The following is a 17782-nucleotide window of genomic DNA, read 5'->3' on the forward strand; positions in this document are numbered from 1 at the left end:
CTCATCAGGATTGCCTCTCGGTTTCCGGGAAGAGGGTGGGGTGAAGGCCGGCGGAATCTCCCGCATCGGCTTCGTCGATCTCGGCCTGGGTGAGGGCACCGCAGGTTAGGCCGATGCTTCGGATGTGCGGCGACATCCGACGGATTTCCTCCGCCGTGTATCGCTCGAAGGGATCGGGCGCCGACAAGGCTGGCTGCGGATTGGCGGCGCGCAGGATTTCCGCCTGCATCGCGTGGAGGCGGCGCAGCGCCGTCTTGTGCCGGCCCATGATCTTGATCGCCTCGGCGCGCACATGGCCGTCGACCTCGTTCATAAACGACATCGGGATGTGGATTGCGGCGCGGGCCGCTTGCGTGGCTACCTTCGGGGGAAGGTCCGACAGAGCGATCGCAACGGCCGTCAGCCATGCCGAGCATTGCTCGGGCGACATCGTCGGCGAAATCTTCATGCCGATCGGCTTCAGCCAAGTCCGCAATTCGGTCATCCATCGGCCGAAATGCCCGTTCTCATCGCGCTCCAGCCGCTCGATCTCGTTCAGCGGTGCAAGACTGGCCTCGTAGGCCGTAATCGTCGCGCCCAGATCTTCGCCCGCCAGCGAATCCAGTGCGCCGGCCAAGGTCCATTCGAATGAGAGCGCGAGGCGCGCTGCATCACGCATCGAGCCACCCGCTGGGCCTGCCACCAGTTCCATTTGCACGGTTTGCCTCCAACGCTTTGGTGATGAATGAGATTGGATCGATCGCGCCCTCGCGCTGGGCCCGGCCAAGAGCGACGATCAATGCCTCAGCGCCGAAGTCCCGCCGCCACTTGCCCAGCATCTGGCCAGCTTTGCCTGCCTCGATGCCGGCATCAGCCAGCAGGCGCTTGCCGGCATCCCACATCACCTTTTCCGGGTCCGGCGGCGCGGCGCCGCCCGATGCGTCAGCATCGGAATTATCTGGAGATGGAGACGGAGAAGAAGATGAAGATGAAGGGGAGGGTTTTGAAACCCCCCTTTCCTCGCCGCCCAAGGGGGGTTTTTCTTTGCGAGGACGCCCCCCTTTTGCTCCGTGAGAAGCCCCCTTGCTGCCGTGTTCGGCACCAGCGATGCCGCCAGCGGCCCGAGCGTCTCGAATTTGCTCGTCGCGGACCATCCGGCGGCTGAAGATCACCCCTTCGTCATTGCGCGAGCAGACGTCGTTCGCCTCCAGCTCGCCGAGCCAGCGCTTGATCGCGGCCGGTCCCTCGCCGGTCAGGCGTGCCAGCGAATCCGGTGTCATCGGCCGCCCAAGAACGGTCAGGTGCCCGTAGGGCGAGCCGTCGTGCATGAGGCACATCATCTCCATCCAGAGGCCGCGAGCACCCATCGAGCAAAGCCGCAGGCCGGCATCGTTGCGCCAGTCGGACGGGTAGAATTGAAATGCCGGGCGCTTACTCATTGTTCTCCCTTTGACGGCTGAGCGATCGCCGCAGCCGGTTTCGGCAGCGCGATCGGGACAACCTGTCCGCACGCCAGATTTACGAAGCCGCCGGCGTGACCGATGGAGCCGCGGCCGAGCAGATCGAACAGCAAGGCAAGGGCGTGGCTCGCGACCACGCGGTTCACGAAAAGCGATTGGCGCTGGAGCGCCTCGGCGACCGAGCAGGACGGAGCGTCGTCCTCGACCAATGTCTCGTCCGATAATTCCGGAAAATATTCCAAGACCGTCGGCAGCCGCTGATCGCTCTTGCCGAACGACGCGACCGGGCAGCCGATCAGGAATTGCCCGTCGGTCGCGCGGTTGCCGAGATCCAACCAGTAGGCCGGTGCTGGCTTATTGTCGGCCAGTTCGGCGCCGAGCGACCGCCGCGCCGCAGCCGTGTCGACGCAGGTGATAAGGATATCGATGCCCGACAGGCCGATCGCTTTGGGCGCGCGGCCGTGGATTGCCGTCCAGTTCAGGCCGTGCGCGAGGTTGACCCTCTCCGTCAGGGTATGGGCCTTCGAGTTGCCCAGGTCGCATCTATAGAAGGGCTGGCGGCCGAGATTCGCTTCGCTGACGGTATCGTCGTCGACGACCGTCACATGCAGCGAGCGCGACGAGATCTCGCGCAAGGCGGTGTCGAGTGAGGCGAGGCCCATCAGCATCTGCCCGCCGTTGCCGCCGCAACCCACCAGCAGGATCTTGATGGCGCGATCGTCGAGGCCGCGGCGGAGGTAGTGACGGTTTTCTACATCAGGCTTCATCGTGATCTCCGCCGAACGGAATGCGCGGCAGCGGCAAGAACATGCCGGCGGCGCAAAGGCGCGATGTCAGGGTGGGACCGTCGACTTGGCCGATCCGACCGAAGACAAGGGCAATCTTCGTCGAGTGCGCGTCGTCCGCATCGTCGGTGGCGCTGAAGAAGGCCGGGCCGGCGCCATGACTGTGGATGTCGCAGATCATGTGCCAGCCGTGCGGCAGTGCCGGTGTGCGATAGACCAGGCGCGACGGCGTGGCGGCATCGATGGCCGGGATTTCCACCGCGAACTCACCGGTCTCTTCGCACCAGACCACGAACGCGGCAGCCTCGTTCGGAAGGGCGGCGCGGAAATGATCCAGGATTTGGCGCAGCAGCTGGGGCGGTATAAGCCCGCAACGCAGATCAGCTTTGGGCTCCCCGGCTTTGCCGTAAGGCAGGTAAGCCTCGATCGGCGAGGTGATAGGCACGTCGAGCGCGAGCCACGGCCGGCGCAGGATGAGCATCACACTGTCGCGGCCTATTGCGAGGCCATGGCCGGCCCGCATAGCGCGCAGTGCGTCGATAGCGGGCGACGTTCCGATCGGTGGGACCGGATAGCAGGGCATCGTTTCGAGGACCGCCGCGGCTGTCTGGTCATTGGCGAGCGCCGAGGTCATCGTGCAGCCCTCCCGACGATCTTACCGAGAGTGAAAGGCTCGGTGGCGTCGCGGCGAGGGCTGGGATCGAATGGCTTGAGGCGGTCGACAGGGAACCGCTTTGCCCGCTTCGCCGCGAGGTCGTCCCATAGCCGCACCAAGCCGCCCTTGCCAGTGACGGTCAATTCCTGGCCCGGGTTCGGATGGGTCGACCAGCTATCGAAGACCGCACGCTCGTATTCAGCCATGGCGGAGACGGCGAGCGTCTTCGGCTGGGGAATGTTGCCCCAGCACAGCGAGCCTCTGAGGAAGACGTTAAGTACCGGCGAGTGCAGAAGCGGTGTCGTGGCGATCGGGCGCCGGTTCTCCCGCAATGCATAGACGCCCAGCCCCCGCCGCGTCGCGACGAACAGGTGAGCGGGATAGGGCAGCGCCAGCGTGGTCCGTTGGCTGAGCGCCTTGAGCTTGGGGGGCGGGTTCGTCAGCGCGAAATACGAAGCTCTGACCTTCTCCGGCACCCACCATGCGAGCATGTCGGGGTGGGAGACGAGCACGTTGTCAGGGAGGATTTCCGGTGCGACGTTCCGCCCCAGTGCCTCTGTCCATTGGCGCAGATGCGCGCGCGTCAGCGGTTCGCCGGCGGCGATCGTCGGCTGGCTGGCGTTATGCTCGACTTTGTGGATGCTGGCGAACGCCGTGCCCGCCGCCACCTGCTGGCCATGGCCTCCGTGCGCGGCTCGATAGAGCAGGATCGCATTGGTCAGGACCATGTCGCTGGCCGTGCCCTCAAACTGCGTGGCATGTGCGGTCATCGCGCGCACTCCGTAGCCGGGTCAGTTTCGATAAGGTCTTGCGCAGCGAGCAGCAGCTCTGCTCCGAGACGCAGCGAGGCGAACCAAGCATCGATCCGATCGACGTCGGAAAGCATGCACAGTCCCGCGCAGTCCATGAACCGCGTCTCCATCCCGATTCGGCCGACATCGTCGAGCTCGCGTGCGAACTGCTCGAACGGGACGAGCGTCATCGGCGGTAGGGTCGAGCTGTCCTCGTAATCGGAAACGTATTCGCAGATGACATGGAAATCGAAATGCCAGGCGCCGCCGTCCGACCCGGCATCCTTGACCGCTTTGTGTGCCGCGCGGAGCCTGCGGATCCGCGCGCAAAGGCCCTTGGGAAGATGCTTCAGGGGGGCGGCGTTGTCCGCATGCATCCAGGCCGGGCATCGCGCCTTCACTGCCGATGGCAGCATCTCTTCATCGATCTCATTGGGGTCTTGGCCCTGCCACTCGATGAGGGCCCTTGTGGCGCCCACGTCGTCGGTTTCGCCCTCCCAATAATAGGCGGAGAGCTCTTCGAAGAGATGCTCGAAACCGAAAATCGGGAGAACGGCGGGCAGCGCTTCGGTCAATGCCTTATAGGCTGCCGCCTGCCATCCCACCGGCGCGATCGGACCCGCGAGCGCTTGGGAGAGGACGTTGCTCTTCTCGATCCACTCGAGATCCAGCGCCCCGACGCTATCGCAGATAACCGCCAGCGCCGGCGGTAGCGCGCTATCCCCGACCAGCACAACGACGCGCAGGTCCGCGAGTTTGATTGGCTCCAGGATCTCGAGCACCGCTGCCTGAAACGTGCGTTCGATATGCCGGCGGGCGTCAACCCGACTGTACTGTTGCGCCGCCGCCTCGCGCGCCGCGGCCCATCGCCCGATCGTCTTGTGATGCTGTGCGAGCGGGCCGTCGAACGCGACGGGCACATCCAATGACAGCCGGACGGCGCGCCCTGCGAGATTAGCCGAGGGGCGCGAGGTGGAGACCGCGGGGCGGGTGAAGCGGTTCTCGCCGAGCGTCGGCAAGCTCATCCGGCGCACTGGCGACGCGGGCGTGGAGCGCCTGGTCCTTGGTGCTGCAGGCCGGCTGGTTGGAACGGGGTGTGTCGCTATCATCTTCTTGCTCGATCCATTCGAGGAGCGTCATGCGGGGGGCGGCGGGGATCGCCGCGGCGGCGCGGCGCGCCACAGTCAGCCCTTTGTCCCGACGGCGCGCCGGTATTCGGTGACGTGGACCGCGCCGGAGACGCCGGCATCGACGAGCTCGGCGTTGAGGATCGCCGGGTAGAGCGTCGCGTGATAGGAGCGCAGCCCCTGCGGATCGTCGGCAAGATGCGGCGGTACCGGCAGGTCGATGCCGTCGTAGCGATAGACGCGGGTCAGTTGGTTGATCTGCATTTTGGCTTCTCGACTGAGGGTTGGGGGGCGGCGATCACCAGAGGCTGGCAGGCTCGCCCGGCTTGGCCGGTACCGGTGTTGGGGCCGCTGCTGGCGCGGGCTGGGCTGCGGGTGCCGGAGTCGCCGCCTTCGCAGGCGCCGCGGCTGGCTTCGCCTTCGAAGCTGCTGCCGTTTTCGCCGCCTCCGCTGCCGCGCGCTGCTCCGCGAGCTGGTCACTGAGGGACTTTCGCGCGACGATCAGCTGGCCGAGCGCGCCCTCCTCACCCTTGGCGAGTTCGGCGTCGATTTCGCCGGCGGCGGCAGTGATCGATATTGGCCGGACCTCGCTGGCCTCGGGGGCCTGCTTGGCGCCGGCGGCCTTGCGCGGGATGACGGTGAGAGTGACCGTATCGTCGGGCCCGGCGACGAGATCGAAGCCCAGCGAATAGCGCGAGAGCAGCGGCAGGAGGCTGGTGATCAGCATGCGGATCAATCCTTGTAAGCGCGAGGGGCAGCCGCCGGCGGCGGGCTGTATTTGCCGTCAATCGTCATCGAGCTCGGCAGGCGCCCGGCCCAATTGAAGCCGGTCGCGTTCAGCATGCCGGCGACGATCTTGTCGTTCGGGGAGGCCAGCAGCTTCGCGAACGCTTTCTCGCCCATGTGCGCGACCAGGCCGCATTCGTGGGCGATGAACTTCAACTCGTCCTTGCTGAACCGGGACAGAAAGGCGCGATCGACCCGCCACGTGCTGCGAAGGACAGCGTCGAAGGCGCTCGCTATTTCGGGATCCCCCTCGACCGCCTTCACGAGCGCGGTGCGCCATGCAGCTTCGCGCAAGTCGACGACATGCTTGGCGACCGATGCCGAGGTCACCTTGGCCTTCGGTGCAGCTGCCGGGGCGCTCGGTGCCGGCTTGGCAGCCGCCTTGGCAGGCGCCGCGTTATCAGCTGGCTCGGGTGAGCCGGGGTTGGCGGGTGCTTCCGCTTCCGTCGCGGGGGGCTCGCCGGCTCGGCGTGCGTGCGTGCCTTGTCCGCCGCCTCCGTCTTCAGCTGAAAGCAGCCTGGGTTGGTGCAATGCCCGTCGTCGACGTGCGTTTCGAACAGGGCCCGTTGCGACGCCGAGTTGAACGGGCAGGTGGTGCATTCCGTCTTGTCGAAAACGGCAGCGCCGAGGCTCTGCGTGACGCGCATGAGCAGCTCGCGGGTCTTTGCCACGTCCAGGCCTGCGCTGAGGATCGTCTCGAGCGCCTTGCCCTGCTTGTCGGGTGGCACGACCGCGAGCAGCTCGGCGTGACCGATCTTGATCCGCCGCTCGTCGAGCGCGGTCTTCACCGGCTCCGATAGGCCAGCGAGCGCGATGCGGCGGTCGAGCTTGGACGGTGACCAGCCGAAGCGGCGGGCGGCTTCCGCGCGATCGCCATGGCATGCTGCCAGCACGCGGACCGCGGCGTCGGCTTGCTCTGTCTCCGAGGCGTCCTCGCGGATGTCGTTCTCATCGATCGCGGCTTCGAGCGCCTCCTGATCGGTCATCGCGCGGATGGTGACCGGCACCGAACCGTCGGACCCGAAGGCTTCGAGGGCGGCCTTGTACCGGCGCTCGCCAGCAACGATGACGAACTGGTCTTCGGAATCGGCCGCCGGGCGAAGCAGAAGCGGCTGCAGCAGCCCGCGGAGACCGATCGAGGTCACCAACTCGGCATGCTTCACCTTGTCGAAGTACCGGCGCGGATTGTCTCCCGGTCGGATTTGGGAAAGCGGGAGCAAGGTCCGCTCGGTCGCAGACGTCGTCATGCGGATGTCTCCTGTTCTTGGATAAGGGCGGCCAGGCGCGCGGCCAGTTCGACCGTTTTGCTGGCGCGGGCGTTCAGCGCGGTGACCGCGAGCCGGAGATCGGCATCGCTGATCGGCCGCTCGGCAGAGATCTTGAAGCGCAGGAGCCGCGGATCGATGCCGAGCGCTGCCGCCAACGCGGCTTGACCGCCGAGCAGGCCTGCGGCACTTTCCAGCCCTGTCATGCGGCGGACGTCGCGAACCGCTCCGTTTTTCCGGAGCGTGTTTGCAATGACGCCGGGCGTGTCGGTCGCTCTCATAGTTGTGCGCCGGGTTCGGTCGGCGCCGAGGAGAGCTGAACGACCTTGCTGACGTCGGGCGTCCACGAGGATGCAGTCTGTGCCTTGTTGAAGGCGATCAGTGCGGCCTCGATCGCTTCACCGAGGGCCTCGGCGCCAATCACATGGTCCTCGGCATCCTCGAACGCTTCCTCGCACATGTCCTCGATCGCGCGCTCGACAAGCGCGTCAGCAAGGCGCTTCGGATCGACGTGCAGCAATTCGCTGTCGCACGGATGGGCCCATTGACCAGCGTGCGTCTCTTCTGCGCTCTCGATGTCGTAGAAGAAGGTGTCGGTGCCGACGATGCAAAGAGGCGATCCATCGTAATCGACAACCGTCGCCTTCGCGACGATGTCGGCATCCTGGCAGGATCCGCACTTGGTCTGGTTCAGGAAACGGAGGAGTTCCCCGCATTCGCAGCGTCGCTCCGGCGGCAGCGGGGGTGGGACGCAACAGGCCTCTGCGCGCCTAAGCGCTTCGGCGCGGCCAGCATCACCGCCGCCGAAATGGCGGGGCGAGGTGGCCATGCCGCATTTGCCGCAAGCATACAGGCGAGGCTGTTGCTCTGGGTCATCGACGAAGATGAGAGCACGCGTCTCCATCAGTCGAGCCCCAGCGCCGCTTTGTAGGTATCGAGCAAGGCCTCGGCCTCGTCGCGGACGTGCTTGTCCAGCTTCCGCAGGCGCACGATCGCGCGCATCGTCTTGGCATCGAAGCCCTGCGATTTCGCCTCGGAGTAAACATCGCTGATGTCCTCCGACATGCCCTTTTTCTCTTCCTCCAGACGCTCGATGCGCTCGATGAAGAGGCGCAGCTGCTCGGCAGCGATATTGTCCGACATAATGGTCTCCCGAGATCCGGCGCTCAGACGCGCATCGGCATGAGGACGCCGTTCCAAGCGGTATCGGCGGGGTTGCGCATCAGGGCCGGCGCCACAGGGTCGTCCAGGCTGAGAACAAGCTCGCCGGGACCGGCGGCATCTATCATCGACAGGAGGTAGCCGCCGTTGAAGCCGACCTCGAAACCGGCGTGCTTGTGCTGGCAACCAACGCGAATGGAGGACGAAAGCGCGACGTCCAGGATTTGCGCAGAGAGCAGCGCACCTTCCGTATCGAAGCTGACCTTTACTCCGCGCGCCTCGTCAGTGACTACATGGCTGAGTGCCGAGATCGCGCGGCGCAATTCCGCGCTTTCGAAGACGAACGTTTTCGTGGATTCGCCCGGCTGCGGAATGACGCGCTGATAATCAGGGTAGGTGCCATCGATCAGCTTCGTCGCCAGGCAGACGTCGACCTTCCCCGCCCGAATCTGCATGCTCATTCGCGTTTGGGCCGCAGATCGCTCCGGGGCAGTGCTTGCCGTGCGGTTCGGTGCATTGATCCCGCCGACGGCCAAGCGAAGCCCTTCGTCTTTCGGCGACGGCTTCCCTGCCAACGCGAGCATCAGCCGCAGCGATTTCCGCGGAATGATGATTCCGGGCAGCTCGCCGCGCGCGTCGGGCAATTCCAGGTCGATTACGCTCAGGCGGTGGCCGTTAGTGGCTGCGGCGCGGAAATGGGTGCCGGCGATCTGATGGAGGTAGATCCCGTTGAGATAATACCGGGTCTCTTCCGTCGACACAGATGCCGCGATCCGATGGAGCGAGCGCAGCTGCGCGTGGCTCATGGTCGAGGTGAACGTCTCGTGCGCCATCTCGCCCAAGGACGGAAAATCGTCGACTGGCGGCAAATTGCCGACCTTCATCGTGAGGGCGCCGGCTGTCACGCCGAGCTCGCTGTCGCCGAGCGTGAGCTCGACCGAGTGTGCGCCAGTACCGCGAGCAGCTTCCGCGACAGAGCGGGGCTTGGCGAGCATGAAGCTACCCTCAGGACCGCCGCCGTGGTCGAACTTCGCACTGACCGTTATGTCGAGGTCGGTGCCAGTAACTTCGAAACTGCCGTTTGCGCGGCACCGAACCATCGAAAGGATGGGAATGCTGCTGCGCCGCTCGAGCGGCATGGTCGCGATCGCGATGAGGTGCCGAAAATCCTGCGTCGGCAACGCAATCGAAGCATCAGCCACGGGCTGTTCCTTTCGTTTCTGGGGTGGATGCGCGCCGGCTTTCGATGATCCAGGCGGGCGGGTCGTACGCTGGCATCGGAACCGAGCACTCAGCGCAGATCGGCGCCTCGGCCGCCGGCACGAGCGGCTGAGCGCGAAAGCCGCAGATGCAGGCGAAGTCGCGCTTCATGCGGCCTCCGTCTTGACGGGATCGGTCGCGGGGGACAGGCCGAGGCGCCTTTCGGCGAGCGCGGCATATTCCGGGTTCAGTTCGATCAGGATGCTGTCGAGGCCGAGCCGCTCGGCCACCATGCCGACCGTGCCCGCGCCGCCGAACGGGTCGAGCACAACGCCAGGCACGCGCTCGAAGGTCTCGCAGATCGGGCCGCAGCCCGAGACGGCACCGCAGCAGCCGCATACTGTCTTCGGCACGCCGGCGAGAATGCAGCGCTCGGCCAGCGCGGGAGGAAAGGTCGCGAAGTGCGCCTCCCGATATGCGCGCGGCGCGATAGTCCATACGTTGCGGGCGTTGCGAGTGGTGCTGACGATCGCGGAGATCGCCGGCGCCATGCTCGAATTGTTTTTGATACCGCTACCCGGCAGGGCAATCTTCCGGGCCTTGATCCGATCGCGACCCCGGTCGGCCTCGCTGGGGTTGACGCGATCGAGCCTTCCCCAGCCGACGCCGGTCCCTGGCGCGTCGGCCACATTCTGGGCGATGCGAGCATGGGTGTTCGGGCTGCAAGGCTCGCGGATCGCCTCGTGATCGTAGAAATAATCCTCGCCCTTGGTGAGGAGCCAGATTTTCTCGTGCGCCGAAGTCGGGCGATCATAGACCGATTCCGGCATCGGGTTGGGCTTGTGCCAGATGATCTCCGACCGGACGTACCAACCGTCGTCCTGCAGCGCGATCGCGAGCCGGTTCGCGAGCATGCAGAGGTCTTTGGGCTTCAGGAAACCGCCAGCGACAACGCGGCCACCATGGTCGACACGGGATTGACGATCGCCGGCGACGAATTCTCCGCGCGGGTTACTGTGGTTCGGCTGGTAGATCGGACCGACTGTCGAAAATGGCTTATCGCGGAAGGTGCGGTCGTCGGTGCCGTCCTCCTTATAGGCTTCGGCCGACTTCCCGTTCGGAGCGGCAGCGTAGCAATCCCCATAATTGAGCCAGACGGTGCCGTGCGCCTTCAGCACGCGCCGGATCTCGCGGAACACCTCCACGAGCACGGCCAGGTGCTCGCCCAGCGTCGGCTCAAGCCCGATCTGGCCGGGCACGCCATAGTCGCGCAGCCCCCAATAGGGCGGCGACGTGCAGACGCAGTCGACGCTCGCCGTTTTCATCTTGGCGAGCTGCTCGCGGACGTCGCCGATCAGCATGAGGACGCTCACAGCCGTTGATCCCCGGCCGTGCTCTGGCGCTTATGTTCCGCGAAGCCGATCTGGATCAGCGCCGCGACGAACTCGTGGAGGGGTTGACCGCGCTCGACCGCAGCTGCTGCCACCGCGGCCGATATGAGCGGCTTCTTCGCCGGGACGTCGAACGTCGACAGGAAGCGTTCGCGCGCGCGCCGACCGGGTGCGATGCCAGATTTCTCGGCCTCGGCGACAAGGACCTCATAGATCGGGGCATCGACATCGAAATTGATCTGGCGCCTCGGGGCAGGCTTTCCGATTGCCGCCGGTGCCACCAAAGGCGCTGGCGTCGCGGCCACGGGCTTGGCCTGGCTCGCTGTGTCATCCTTCGACGCTTTGACGGCGCTGGCGGTCGCTTCCCGAGTGCGGCGCGCGAGGATCTCGCGCATGATTTCAAGCCGCGGTTTTGTCCGCGGAGGCTGTGGGGTCTTGATCGTCGGCGTCGGGCGTCCGACGCCTATCAATGCGGCAGCCGACTTCCGGCCCATGGTGATGCCGACGCGATCGCCATTCACGCGCTGGATCGTGATGGCGCCCCGATCGGCAAGTTCGGCGAGCAGAGTCCGGGCCCGCTCGACGTTGTCGAACCCAAAATGCTCCTGGATTTCGGCATCGGTCGGCGCCGGGATGCCCTTGTCGATGCAAGCCCGGATCCAGTCCAGCATGCGGCCGATGGTGAGTTTCGAGAATGCCATCTCAGTGCCTCAGAAATGCGATGGTGCGGGTCGACTGCCAGCAAAGGGCGCAGGTGGCGCAGCACGCGGTTGCGCCGGTCTGGGCCGGGCAGATCAGGTGATCGGTGTCCGCCGCACGATCGACGACCATGGAGCCATGGTCGGGCGCATCGAGCCCGCTGAACCGAACGGCGAACCGGGAGGGATAGAGGCCAATCAGGCCGGCGATGACCTCGCCGATCTCGCTCTCCGGCTCGCGCGCGGTGTAACCGAAGATCTGCAGGGCCGGGAAAGTCTCAAGCGCCTCCGCCCACATCTCGGCGTAACCGACCGAATAGAAATCGCCGAGGACGTGGAGGCGCACGACGAAGCCGCGCGGGTGAGCCGCCTGCTTCTCGCCCAGCTCGTCCCAGATCCGAACTTCGAAAGCGGGCCCATGCTTTATGCGCCGGGCCCAATTCATTGAATTGCCGTAGCAGGCGGTCCATTCGGTGCAGGATCTCGGACAGGTCGCTCGCTCCTCGAGCGTCAGCGTGAAGATGGGCATGCCGCGCCACCGGCCCTTGGCCACGGTCTTCCCGATTTTGCGGCTGTTGTGGCCGCTGATCAGCAAGCGTGGGAGAGCGGCCTGGTCATAGACGCGAGCGCCCATGATCGTTCGGCCGGCGATCACAGCCGGATGGTTTTTCAGCTTGAAGCGCGAGCCCTTGGGTTCGATCGAGCCGTGGCGTCGAAGGGTTTGCGAGTGGGCGTTCATCCGCGCGCCTCCGCAACATAACGCTCGGCCCAGCCGATGCGCGGGGTGCGCGCGGCCCGCTCGCGGATGATCGTCTTGCGCTTCCGCTGGACAGGGAGACCCGCCGCCGTGCGCCAGGCAATGAATGTCCGCTGCGTGACGCCGAAGGATTTCGCTGCCTCGGTCGCGCCCAACTCGCTGATTCGCGCTGCCATTTCCGCGCGGGTTGGTCGTTCCTTGCGAACCACCGCAGAGGTCTTCGGCTGATAGGTCCGCTCGATGCCCACGAGCCAGCGCGCGACCTGATGCTGGCCGGTCTGGTAATGACGCTGGAGTTCGGCCAGCGTCATCCGGCTTGCCTGAATGACGAAGTCGTGGGGACGCGGCCGACGCCGTGCGGCGACCCCATCGGCCATTCGCCAGCCGCGACGCTTGATGCCCGACGCCGCCGTCATGCTGATGCCGACGATTTGCGCAGCGATGGTCAGGTTATGCGTCGCAGCGAGCCGGCGAAGGCGGTCGCAGCGATCCTGGGAGATCGGCGCATTCATCGCGCGATCTCCGCAAGGCGCAAGTTTTCCCCGCTGCGGTGGCCATCGCCACGGCAGCGCTGCCGTTCTCAATCATCGGTACTCCCCGCCGGCGGGCCGGCTATTTGGTCCTCAGTCCGGTTTGGGCAGCCTCAATCGAAGCCGCTCGCGATATTGGTTGAACACGCGGCCGCCCGCCTCGATCAGCGCACGCCGGTCATCCAGTTCCTCGTCGTCGACGATGTTGTCGTTCTCCAGTGCCTCCAGCAGCGCCATGCCTGCGCGCATCACGGTCGTGACGCCCTGGCGATCGTTGCCGTCGCTGGTATCGAGCGGAACCAGCTTCATGCCGATCTGCGCCAGCACTGGATTTGCGAACCGTCCGTCCCATTTCGCGCAGCCGCGGAGGAAGGAGATGGCGCCCATGTCACCGATGGCCTTGCGATACCGCTCGGCGCTGTCCTTGCTCTTGCCCAGGACGGCGCCGAGGTCAGCATCAGTAGCGCGATCCTCGTCAGCGATATTCTGAAGGCTCGCGCCGATAGCATCGAGGAGCAACGATGCCGTAACGGTACGGTGCTGGGGGGCAGATTTGCCCGCCATCATGCTGCACCTGCAAAATCATGAGACGCACCGGACAGATGCTTGATTGGGCAACCCACCTTTTCGCACGTGCGAGCGGTTGGATGGACGGTGTCCGCGGAGCAGCTCGGGCAACGCGCAACCTGCGGGAGTCGGTCGTCATTGGCACTGGGCCCGATTGGCAGGAAGCGGAGCAGCTCTACCGGGCGACCGTCAATCAGACGGTAACAGTCGCGGGAGCGATCGACAGCGAAAGCGATCATGCTGCCGCCGCTGCTTGCGGCTCGGAGGGCGGGTAAATGTCCGAACGGAGCTCAAAGCGCGGGATCGAGGTCGCTCGTTCGACCGCAAGCACAAGTTCGGCTGGGCAAGCATTGCCCCTCTGGAGGATGTACGACACCCGCTGTTGCGAGGTCCCGATCGCCCGCGCGAACTCTGACTGGTTGCCGTCAAACCGGGCTAGTGCCCGCCGGAAAGCTTCGTGGCTCATTTGCTTCACCTACAAGAGCCTTGTGGCATATGCAACAAGTATCTTGTGAGAGCGCGAGCGCCAAGATTTTTGTAGGGCTGTTTCCCATGGACGTCCTGGTGAAACAACGCTGGCTGAAGGCCGAACGGGAAAAGCTCGGCTGGTCGCCGAGCGACCTTGCAAAGCGCGCTCAGCCTTTTGCTGATGCGGAAGGATACTCGGTCAAGTTCAACCAGCAGCTGATCTGGAATTTCGAGAACACCGGCAAGAAGGTACCGGGCTGGTTCCGATACGCGGTAGCGGCGCTCGAAGCGGGCGGCAGTCCCGTCGAAGCCGAGCGAATTTCCAACGAGGATGAAGCCTTAGACGAGGCGGCCGTCTTGGTGGAGATGCTCCCGACTTTCGCGGGAGCCGGCGGCGGTGGTACAGGTGAGGGCGACGCGCGAATGGCTGTGTTCTCTCGGGCGCTTGTGGAAGATTTTCTGCGCCTCTCTGCGGAAGATCTGCTGGCTATCGAGATCGACGGCAATTCGATGGAGCCGGCGTTCCTGTCCGGGGATCAGATCCTCATTGACCGCCGCAAGAAAAGCGTGGCGCAGCCGGGAGCATTCTGCCTGTGGGATGGCGATGGTTATGTGGTCAAATATCTCGAGAAGGTGCCGGGATCTAAACCGCCGTCCCTCCGCGTCATCAGCGGCAACCCAATCTATTCGACCAACGAGCGCTTGGTCGAAGAAGTAGAAATAATGGGCCGCGTGATCTGGTTCGGTCGCCGGGTCTAATCTGTGCCCATCACCGAGCTCTCCCTGGCCGTCGTCGGGGTGCGTTTTCCCAATAGCGATGGTTCGAATCGGCGCTTTCTCGTGATGCTCTGCGAGCCGGGCGATCCGATTGAGCTGCGCCTCGAACCGAAAAACCCGCACGATCCGCGTGCGGTGGCCGTGCTCACCGAGCGGGGAGGTCAGCTCGGCTACATATCGGCAGAGCGGGCGCCCTTTCTCGGATCGGTAATCCGGTCAGGCGCCCCGATACGCGCGGCATTCCAAGAGGCCACCGAGCACGGAGCAATTATCCGGGTGACGTTCGACGGGAATGAACCGGATCTGCCGCCCGCGTTTGAGCAGCAGACGGACATTGATCCCGACTGGTGGCCGGATGAGATCCCTCCCGACGATTAAGCCACAAGAAACTTGTTGACGGACATCACAAGAGACTTGTAGGTGAGCCCCACGTTCCGCAGACCAGCCGCACCCGCGGCTCGCGAGAAGCGGTGATGATGGGGACTGGATGTGATACACCAGAGGATCGAACCGCCGGTCGGTAGCGATGCCGCAATTGCAAGCGCGCTCGAAGACGCTGCGCCCGACATCGCTGAGCTTCGCGCGGTAACCAAGCGCATTGCAGACGCCCAGCCGGGAACGCCGGCCTACGAAGGCGATCAGGCTTATATGGCCGAGTTGGTGGAGCGGATCGGCGCGCGCGCTGCCCGCATAGACCTGGCCAATGGCACCCTGACGGCTGATGATCTGCTCGCGATCGCTAACGAGCGGGCTAGGGATCCGCGCCGCGCGATCGAAGAGCGCCGGGCGGCACTGGCCCGCGCCGTGGCCTTCGCCACTCGTCAGTCTGCAGCGTCTCAGCGCGCACTGGTCGAAGCGCAGCAGGCCCACCACCGCAACCTCCAAGCCGAGCAGGCTGCATGGGATGCCTATCGGGCGATCGACAATGGCTGATCTGTCGCCCGAGCAGCTGAAGAAGATTCGCGCGCAGTCCGACGCGTGGGTGATCGCCCTCAACAAGGGGCTGATCAGGATGGTGTTCGCGGTCTTCCTGGTGCTGGCCGCCTTCTATTTCACGAGGCCGATGTGATGGACGCGGCGCTCGCAGATAAAGCGCACAAGTTGGCGCTCGCCGGTAAGTCCGGGCCAGAGATCGCGAAGGCAATCGGCGTACGCTATGCGGCCGAAGCCCATAGCTTCGCGAATGTCGGACGTCAGCGCGCTGCCATATACTCAGCCGTCCTCACGGATCCCGAGCTTGTTCTAATCGAAGCACTCGCGGCGGAACATCTCGACCTGCTGCGCCGCGGTGAGGTGCGATCACCCGAATCGAAGTACGTCTCTTGGCGAGCGGGAAAGTCGAGCGGCTGGGCGACATCGACCGCAGCGAAACGGCTCGGTTCTCATCGCAAGGGTGAGATCGAAGGACGGTTTGGCACTGGCCTGAACCTGGTCACGGTGAGCGGGAACGGCTACCTTTGGTTAACGGATACAGGATGGGCGCTGGCCCACGCCGTCCGGAGCGGCAAATGAGCGCCGCCGCTGATGTCCGCCGGCTGCTGCCAGCCGTGGAGCGCGCCGAAGCCCGCGCGCGCCAGCTGCGCCAGCGTCTCACCGATGCCGGCGCCCGCTTCTCCTATGAGCGCGGATATCGCGTGCCGCTTCGGCCGGAGCAGCTGAAGCGCGAGCTGGAGGCGCAACGCTGATGTCGCCGGCCCTCCATATCCTGCAGCACGCACTCGGCGTCGACGAGTTCGGCCGCGGCACGCAGTACCGGCGGCACTTCGTCACGGGCCCAGGCAGCGAGGATTTCGCGACCTGCTGCGCGCTGGTCGAGGCTGGGCATATGGTGCGTCGGGACGGCGGGCCGCTGACCGGCGGCGATGACCTGTTCCTCGTGACCCACGAGGGCCGCCACTGGATGGCGGAGAATAGCCCGGCACCGCCGAAGCTGACCCGATCTCAGGCGCGCTACCAGCGATATCTGGATGCCGATTGCGGCGTCTCGTTCCGCGAATGGCTGAAATACGATCGCGAGCCAGCGCGTGTCCGGATTCCGACGTGCACTGATATCGACGCCACCGAGGTGCCGTTCTGATGGCCGAAACCTCGGGGATTGAGTGGACCGACAGCACGGTCAATTTCTGGTGGGGCTGCACGAAGGTAGGTCCCGGCTGTGACCATTGTTATGCCGAGGCGTGGTCGAAGCGGACTGGAGGCGGCCTGTGGGGAGTGGGCGCGCCGCGGCGTAAGATCAAAGGCGCGGTCGCGCTGATCCTCAAGCTCCAGAATAGCGCGTCGTGGTTCTACGCTGACTTCGATCGGCGTCGGCGCGTGTTTATCCAGTCCATGTCGGACCTGTTCGATCTGGAGGTGCCAATCGAATGGCTCGCTGAGGCTTGGTACCGCATCGGGCAGTGCGACGGTCTTGATATTCAGATCGTCACGAAGCGGATCTCGGCAGTTGAAAAGCGGCTCGCAGCGATCGGCGGCAACTGGCCGAAGCACGCCGGCTTACTGGTCTCGGTCGTCAACCAGGCGGAGTGCGATCGCGATATCCCGCGCCTGCTCGCGCTGAAGGCGAAGCTGGGCATTCCGTGGGTGGGTCTCTCGATCGAGCCGATGCTTGGCCCGATTGTGCTCCGGCAGGAGTGGCTGAAGCATCTCGATTGGGTGATCGTCGGCGGCGAGAGCGGCGCGGGCGCGCGCCCGTTGAACCCTCTGTGGCCCACGGCGGTGCGGGACCAATGCGCCGCAGCGGACGTGGCGTTTCTATTTAAGCAATGGGGCGAGTGGGCGCCGATGCAGGTCGCTCGGATCGTACAAGATCGGCCGGTCACCGATCGGCGCGGCAATGTCCGCGACTGGATGCAGCGTTACGTGGTTTTCGCCGATGATGCTGGCGCATCCCGGGTTCGAGGGCACAGCTTCACCGCCCACGCGACCGATCTCGTTTACCGGGTCGGGAAGAACGCCGCCGGCCGTTTGCTTGATGGCGTCGAGCACAACGGATTCCCGGTATGAGCCTCGCCCGGACACGCGCGCGCCCTCGCCGCGAGAACAGTTGGCGCGCCGACGCGGAGAAGCGGTGCCCGCCGTTCCTCCAATGGATCCGCGGCCGTCGCTGCACTTTGGCTGACAAGCGAGGCCACATCTGCCGCGGCACGGTTCGCGCGTGTCATGTGGATCACGCGGGAGGGAAGGGCGTCGCTACGAAGGTCGCGGACATGCACGCCATCCCGATGTGCGACGGCGCGCACGAAGAGCAGCACCGGATCGGCTGGCGCACATTCGAGGCGAACTGGTCGATCGACGCCGTCGACATGGCCGCCGGCCTCTGGCGCTATTGGTTCGATGGGACCGTCATGGGCGCCAATTGGAAGAAGGCGCACGAGCAATGAGCCGC

The 17782-nt window shown here is 65.1% G+C and carries 30 protein-coding genes; 9 read left to right on the forward strand and 21 right to left on the reverse strand.

Annotated elements, in window-relative coordinates; genetic code table 11:
* Nucleotides 1–4: 4 nt before the first annotated feature.
* The 21 genes from AB4Z44_RS20535 to AB4Z44_RS20635 all read right to left on the reverse strand — a co-directional run bounded on the left by AB4Z44_RS20535 (nucleotide 5) and on the right by AB4Z44_RS20635 (nucleotide 13618).
* The gene (locus AB4Z44_RS20535; protein WP_404711503.1) at nucleotides 5–658 is read right to left on the reverse strand and encodes a hypothetical protein; all 654 of its coding nucleotides are present in this window, start codon (nucleotides 656–658) and stop codon (nucleotides 5–7) included.
* Entirely contained in the window at nucleotides 651–1418 is a 768-nt protein-coding gene (locus AB4Z44_RS20540) for a hypothetical protein (RefSeq protein ID WP_404711504.1), read from the reverse strand. The genes AB4Z44_RS20535 and AB4Z44_RS20540 overlap by 8 nt, the downstream gene beginning before the upstream one ends.
* Complete coding sequence (locus AB4Z44_RS20545; RefSeq protein WP_404711505.1) at nucleotides 1415–2206, reverse strand: PRTRC system ThiF family protein; 792 nt, start codon at nucleotides 2204–2206, stop codon at nucleotides 1415–1417. The genes AB4Z44_RS20540 and AB4Z44_RS20545 overlap by 4 nt, the downstream gene beginning before the upstream one ends.
* The gene (locus tag AB4Z44_RS20550; RefSeq protein ID WP_404711506.1) at nucleotides 2196–2858 is read right to left on the reverse strand and encodes a PRTRC system protein A; all 663 of its coding nucleotides are present in this window, start codon (nucleotides 2856–2858) and stop codon (nucleotides 2196–2198) included. The genes AB4Z44_RS20545 and AB4Z44_RS20550 overlap by 11 nt, the downstream gene beginning before the upstream one ends.
* Nucleotides 2855–3649 (reverse strand): PRTRC system protein B, encoded by a 795-nt coding sequence (locus AB4Z44_RS20555; RefSeq protein WP_404711507.1) that lies wholly within the window; start codon nucleotides 3647–3649, stop codon nucleotides 2855–2857. The genes AB4Z44_RS20550 and AB4Z44_RS20555 overlap by 4 nt, the downstream gene beginning before the upstream one ends.
* Complete coding sequence (locus tag AB4Z44_RS20560) at nucleotides 3646–4695, reverse strand: hypothetical protein (RefSeq protein WP_404711508.1); 1050 nt, start codon at nucleotides 4693–4695, stop codon at nucleotides 3646–3648. Before AB4Z44_RS20560 ends, AB4Z44_RS20555 begins: the two co-directional genes overlap by 4 nt.
* Nucleotides 4696–4854: 159 nt before the next feature.
* On the reverse strand, nucleotides 4855–5061 hold the full coding sequence (locus tag AB4Z44_RS20565) for a PRTRC system protein C (protein WP_404711509.1): 207 nt from the start codon (nucleotides 5059–5061) through the stop codon (nucleotides 4855–4857).
* 34 nt (nucleotides 5062–5095) lie between these two features.
* Nucleotides 5096–5524, reverse strand: a complete 429-nt coding sequence (locus AB4Z44_RS20570; protein WP_404711510.1) for a PRTRC system protein E — start codon at nucleotides 5522–5524, stop codon at nucleotides 5096–5098.
* 5 nt (nucleotides 5525–5529) lie between these two features.
* The gene (locus AB4Z44_RS20575) at nucleotides 5530–5913 is read right to left on the reverse strand and encodes a hypothetical protein (protein ID WP_404711511.1); all 384 of its coding nucleotides are present in this window, start codon (nucleotides 5911–5913) and stop codon (nucleotides 5530–5532) included.
* A complete protein-coding gene (locus tag AB4Z44_RS20580; protein ID WP_404711512.1) occupies nucleotides 5910–6830 on the reverse strand; it encodes a PRTRC system ParB family protein in 921 nt (306 codons plus the stop codon). Before AB4Z44_RS20580 ends, AB4Z44_RS20575 begins: the two co-directional genes overlap by 4 nt.
* Nucleotides 6827–7129, reverse strand: a complete 303-nt coding sequence (locus AB4Z44_RS20585; RefSeq protein ID WP_404711513.1) for a hypothetical protein — start codon at nucleotides 7127–7129, stop codon at nucleotides 6827–6829. The genes AB4Z44_RS20580 and AB4Z44_RS20585 overlap by 4 nt, the downstream gene beginning before the upstream one ends.
* A complete protein-coding gene (locus tag AB4Z44_RS20590) occupies nucleotides 7126–7677 on the reverse strand; it encodes a hypothetical protein (protein ID WP_404711514.1) in 552 nt (183 codons plus the stop codon). The genes AB4Z44_RS20585 and AB4Z44_RS20590 overlap by 4 nt, the downstream gene beginning before the upstream one ends.
* A gap of 74 nt (nucleotides 7678–7751) precedes the next feature.
* The gene (locus AB4Z44_RS20595) at nucleotides 7752–7991 is read right to left on the reverse strand and encodes a DUF2312 domain-containing protein (protein ID WP_404711515.1); all 240 of its coding nucleotides are present in this window, start codon (nucleotides 7989–7991) and stop codon (nucleotides 7752–7754) included.
* A gap of 23 nt (nucleotides 7992–8014) precedes the next feature.
* Nucleotides 8015–9211 carry a hypothetical protein gene (locus tag AB4Z44_RS20600; RefSeq protein ID WP_404711516.1) on the reverse strand — a complete coding sequence of 399 codons (1197 nt, stop codon included), beginning with the start codon at nucleotides 9209–9211 and terminating at the stop codon, nucleotides 8015–8017.
* Complete coding sequence (locus AB4Z44_RS20605) at nucleotides 9204–9380, reverse strand: hypothetical protein (RefSeq protein ID WP_404711517.1); 177 nt, start codon at nucleotides 9378–9380, stop codon at nucleotides 9204–9206. Before AB4Z44_RS20605 ends, AB4Z44_RS20600 begins: the two co-directional genes overlap by 8 nt.
* Complete coding sequence (locus tag AB4Z44_RS20610; RefSeq protein ID WP_404711518.1) at nucleotides 9377–10570, reverse strand: DNA-methyltransferase; 1194 nt, start codon at nucleotides 10568–10570, stop codon at nucleotides 9377–9379. The genes AB4Z44_RS20605 and AB4Z44_RS20610 overlap by 4 nt, the downstream gene beginning before the upstream one ends.
* Before the next feature lie 8 nt (nucleotides 10571–10578).
* Nucleotides 10579–11301 (reverse strand): hypothetical protein, encoded by a 723-nt coding sequence (locus AB4Z44_RS20615; RefSeq protein ID WP_404711519.1) that lies wholly within the window; start codon nucleotides 11299–11301, stop codon nucleotides 10579–10581.
* A 1-nt stretch (nucleotide 11302) separates the two neighbouring features.
* Nucleotides 11303–12037: a hypothetical protein gene (locus tag AB4Z44_RS20620; protein WP_404711520.1), complete on the reverse strand. Its 735-nt coding sequence runs from the start codon at nucleotides 12035–12037 to the stop codon at nucleotides 11303–11305.
* Nucleotides 12034–12567: a hypothetical protein gene (locus tag AB4Z44_RS20625; RefSeq protein WP_404711521.1), complete on the reverse strand. Its 534-nt coding sequence runs from the start codon at nucleotides 12565–12567 to the stop codon at nucleotides 12034–12036. The genes AB4Z44_RS20620 and AB4Z44_RS20625 overlap by 4 nt, the downstream gene beginning before the upstream one ends.
* A 111-nt stretch (nucleotides 12568–12678) precedes the next feature.
* Nucleotides 12679–13152, reverse strand: a complete 474-nt coding sequence (locus tag AB4Z44_RS20630; protein WP_404711522.1) for a hypothetical protein — start codon at nucleotides 13150–13152, stop codon at nucleotides 12679–12681.
* A gap of 235 nt (nucleotides 13153–13387) precedes the next feature.
* A complete protein-coding gene (locus tag AB4Z44_RS20635; protein WP_404711523.1) occupies nucleotides 13388–13618 on the reverse strand; it encodes a transcriptional regulator in 231 nt (76 codons plus the stop codon).
* Between the two features lie 86 nt (nucleotides 13619–13704).
* Here AB4Z44_RS20635 and AB4Z44_RS20640 point away from each other — a divergent pair, with 86 nt between their 5' ends.
* The 9 genes from AB4Z44_RS20640 to AB4Z44_RS20680 all read left to right on the forward strand — a co-directional run bounded on the left by AB4Z44_RS20640 (nucleotide 13705) and on the right by AB4Z44_RS20680 (nucleotide 17777).
* A complete protein-coding gene (locus AB4Z44_RS20640) occupies nucleotides 13705–14379 on the forward strand; it encodes a helix-turn-helix transcriptional regulator (protein WP_404711524.1) in 675 nt (224 codons plus the stop codon).
* A gap of 3 nt (nucleotides 14380–14382) precedes the next feature.
* Nucleotides 14383–14775, forward strand: coding sequence for an HIRAN domain-containing protein (locus AB4Z44_RS20645; protein WP_404711525.1), 393 nt, complete (start codon nucleotides 14383–14385; stop codon nucleotides 14773–14775).
* Nucleotides 14776–14886: 111 nt separating this feature from the next.
* The gene (locus AB4Z44_RS20650; RefSeq protein WP_404711526.1) at nucleotides 14887–15330 is read left to right on the forward strand and encodes a hypothetical protein; all 444 of its coding nucleotides are present in this window, start codon (nucleotides 14887–14889) and stop codon (nucleotides 15328–15330) included.
* A complete protein-coding gene (locus tag AB4Z44_RS20655) occupies nucleotides 15323–15466 on the forward strand; it encodes a hypothetical protein (RefSeq protein WP_404711527.1) in 144 nt (47 codons plus the stop codon). Before AB4Z44_RS20650 ends, AB4Z44_RS20655 begins: the two co-directional genes overlap by 8 nt.
* Entirely contained in the window at nucleotides 15466–15909 is a 444-nt protein-coding gene (locus AB4Z44_RS20660; RefSeq protein ID WP_404711528.1) for a hypothetical protein, read from the forward strand. Before AB4Z44_RS20655 ends, AB4Z44_RS20660 begins: the two co-directional genes overlap by 1 nt.
* Nucleotides 15906–16082 carry a hypothetical protein gene (locus tag AB4Z44_RS20665; RefSeq protein WP_404711529.1) on the forward strand — a complete coding sequence of 59 codons (177 nt, stop codon included), beginning with the start codon at nucleotides 15906–15908 and terminating at the stop codon, nucleotides 16080–16082. The genes AB4Z44_RS20660 and AB4Z44_RS20665 overlap by 4 nt, the downstream gene beginning before the upstream one ends.
* Nucleotides 16082–16474: a hypothetical protein gene (locus AB4Z44_RS20670; RefSeq protein WP_404711530.1), complete on the forward strand. Its 393-nt coding sequence runs from the start codon at nucleotides 16082–16084 to the stop codon at nucleotides 16472–16474. The genes AB4Z44_RS20665 and AB4Z44_RS20670 overlap by 1 nt, the downstream gene beginning before the upstream one ends.
* Nucleotides 16474–17400 (forward strand): DUF5131 family protein, encoded by a 927-nt coding sequence (locus AB4Z44_RS20675; protein ID WP_404711531.1) that lies wholly within the window; start codon nucleotides 16474–16476, stop codon nucleotides 17398–17400. The genes AB4Z44_RS20670 and AB4Z44_RS20675 overlap by 1 nt, the downstream gene beginning before the upstream one ends.
* Nucleotides 17397–17777, forward strand: a complete 381-nt coding sequence (locus AB4Z44_RS20680; protein ID WP_404711532.1) for a hypothetical protein — start codon at nucleotides 17397–17399, stop codon at nucleotides 17775–17777. The genes AB4Z44_RS20675 and AB4Z44_RS20680 overlap by 4 nt, the downstream gene beginning before the upstream one ends.
* The last annotated feature ends 5 nt before the right edge of the window (nucleotides 17778–17782 follow it).

The sequence above is a fragment of the Sphingomonas sp. MMS24-J13 genome (assembly GCF_044905095.1).
GTDB lineage: Bacteria > Pseudomonadota > Alphaproteobacteria > Sphingomonadales > Sphingomonadaceae > Sphingomonas_I.

What these genes read in the sequence shown, in the direction of transcription:
- AB4Z44_RS20535 (WP_404711503.1), bottom strand. Translation starts at nt 658, where the DNA reads ATGCGTGATGCAGCGCGCCTCGCGCTCTCATTCGAATGGACCTTGGCC.
- AB4Z44_RS20540 (WP_404711504.1), bottom strand. Translation starts at nt 1,418, where the DNA reads ATGAGTAAGCGCCCGGCATTTCAATTCTACCCGTCCGACTGGCGCAAC.
- AB4Z44_RS20545 (WP_404711505.1), bottom strand. Translation starts at nt 2,206, where the DNA reads ATGAAGCCTGATGTAGAAAACCGTCACTACCTCCGCCGCGGCCTCGAC.
- AB4Z44_RS20550 (WP_404711506.1), bottom strand. Translation starts at nt 2,858, where the DNA reads ATGACCTCGGCGCTCGCCAATGACCAGACAGCCGCGGCGGTCCTCGAA.
- AB4Z44_RS20555 (WP_404711507.1), bottom strand. Translation starts at nt 3,649, where the DNA reads ATGACCGCACATGCCACGCAGTTTGAGGGCACGGCCAGCGACATGGTC.
- AB4Z44_RS20560 (WP_404711508.1), bottom strand. Translation starts at nt 4,695, where the DNA reads ATGAGCTTGCCGACGCTCGGCGAGAACCGCTTCACCCGCCCCGCGGTC.
- AB4Z44_RS20565 (WP_404711509.1), bottom strand. Translation starts at nt 5,061, where the DNA reads ATGCAGATCAACCAACTGACCCGCGTCTATCGCTACGACGGCATCGAC.
- AB4Z44_RS20570 (WP_404711510.1), bottom strand. Translation starts at nt 5,524, where the DNA reads ATGCTGATCACCAGCCTCCTGCCGCTGCTCTCGCGCTATTCGCTGGGC.
- AB4Z44_RS20580 (WP_404711512.1), bottom strand. Translation starts at nt 6,830, where the DNA reads ATGACGACGTCTGCGACCGAGCGGACCTTGCTCCCGCTTTCCCAAATC.
- AB4Z44_RS20585 (WP_404711513.1), bottom strand. Translation starts at nt 7,129, where the DNA reads ATGAGAGCGACCGACACGCCCGGCGTCATTGCAAACACGCTCCGGAAA.
- AB4Z44_RS20590 (WP_404711514.1), bottom strand. Translation starts at nt 7,677, where the DNA reads ATGGCCACCTCGCCCCGCCATTTCGGCGGCGGTGATGCTGGCCGCGCC.
- AB4Z44_RS20595 (WP_404711515.1), bottom strand. Translation starts at nt 7,991, where the DNA reads ATGTCGGACAATATCGCTGCCGAGCAGCTGCGCCTCTTCATCGAGCGC.
- AB4Z44_RS20605 (WP_404711517.1), bottom strand. Translation starts at nt 9,380, where the DNA reads ATGAAGCGCGACTTCGCCTGCATCTGCGGCTTTCGCGCTCAGCCGCTC.
- AB4Z44_RS20610 (WP_404711518.1), bottom strand. Translation starts at nt 10,570, where the DNA reads ATGCTGATCGGCGACGTCCGCGAGCAGCTCGCCAAGATGAAAACGGCG.
- AB4Z44_RS20615 (WP_404711519.1), bottom strand. Translation starts at nt 11,301, where the DNA reads ATGGCATTCTCGAAACTCACCATCGGCCGCATGCTGGACTGGATCCGG.
- AB4Z44_RS20620 (WP_404711520.1), bottom strand. Translation starts at nt 12,037, where the DNA reads ATGAACGCCCACTCGCAAACCCTTCGACGCCACGGCTCGATCGAACCC.
- AB4Z44_RS20625 (WP_404711521.1), bottom strand. Translation starts at nt 12,567, where the DNA reads ATGAATGCGCCGATCTCCCAGGATCGCTGCGACCGCCTTCGCCGGCTC.
- AB4Z44_RS20630 (WP_404711522.1), bottom strand. Translation starts at nt 13,152, where the DNA reads ATGATGGCGGGCAAATCTGCCCCCCAGCACCGTACCGTTACGGCATCG.
- AB4Z44_RS20635 (WP_404711523.1), bottom strand. Translation starts at nt 13,618, where the DNA reads ATGAGCCACGAAGCTTTCCGGCGGGCACTAGCCCGGTTTGACGGCAAC.
- AB4Z44_RS20640 (WP_404711524.1), top strand. Translation starts at nt 13,705, where the DNA reads ATGGACGTCCTGGTGAAACAACGCTGGCTGAAGGCCGAACGGGAAAAG.
- AB4Z44_RS20655 (WP_404711527.1), top strand. Translation starts at nt 15,323, where the DNA reads ATGGCTGATCTGTCGCCCGAGCAGCTGAAGAAGATTCGCGCGCAGTCC.
- AB4Z44_RS20660 (WP_404711528.1), top strand. Translation starts at nt 15,466, where the DNA reads ATGGACGCGGCGCTCGCAGATAAAGCGCACAAGTTGGCGCTCGCCGGT.
- AB4Z44_RS20665 (WP_404711529.1), top strand. Translation starts at nt 15,906, where the DNA reads ATGAGCGCCGCCGCTGATGTCCGCCGGCTGCTGCCAGCCGTGGAGCGC.
- AB4Z44_RS20670 (WP_404711530.1), top strand. Translation starts at nt 16,082, where the DNA reads ATGTCGCCGGCCCTCCATATCCTGCAGCACGCACTCGGCGTCGACGAG.
- AB4Z44_RS20675 (WP_404711531.1), top strand. Translation starts at nt 16,474, where the DNA reads ATGGCCGAAACCTCGGGGATTGAGTGGACCGACAGCACGGTCAATTTC.
- AB4Z44_RS20680 (WP_404711532.1), top strand. Translation starts at nt 17,397, where the DNA reads ATGAGCCTCGCCCGGACACGCGCGCGCCCTCGCCGCGAGAACAGTTGG.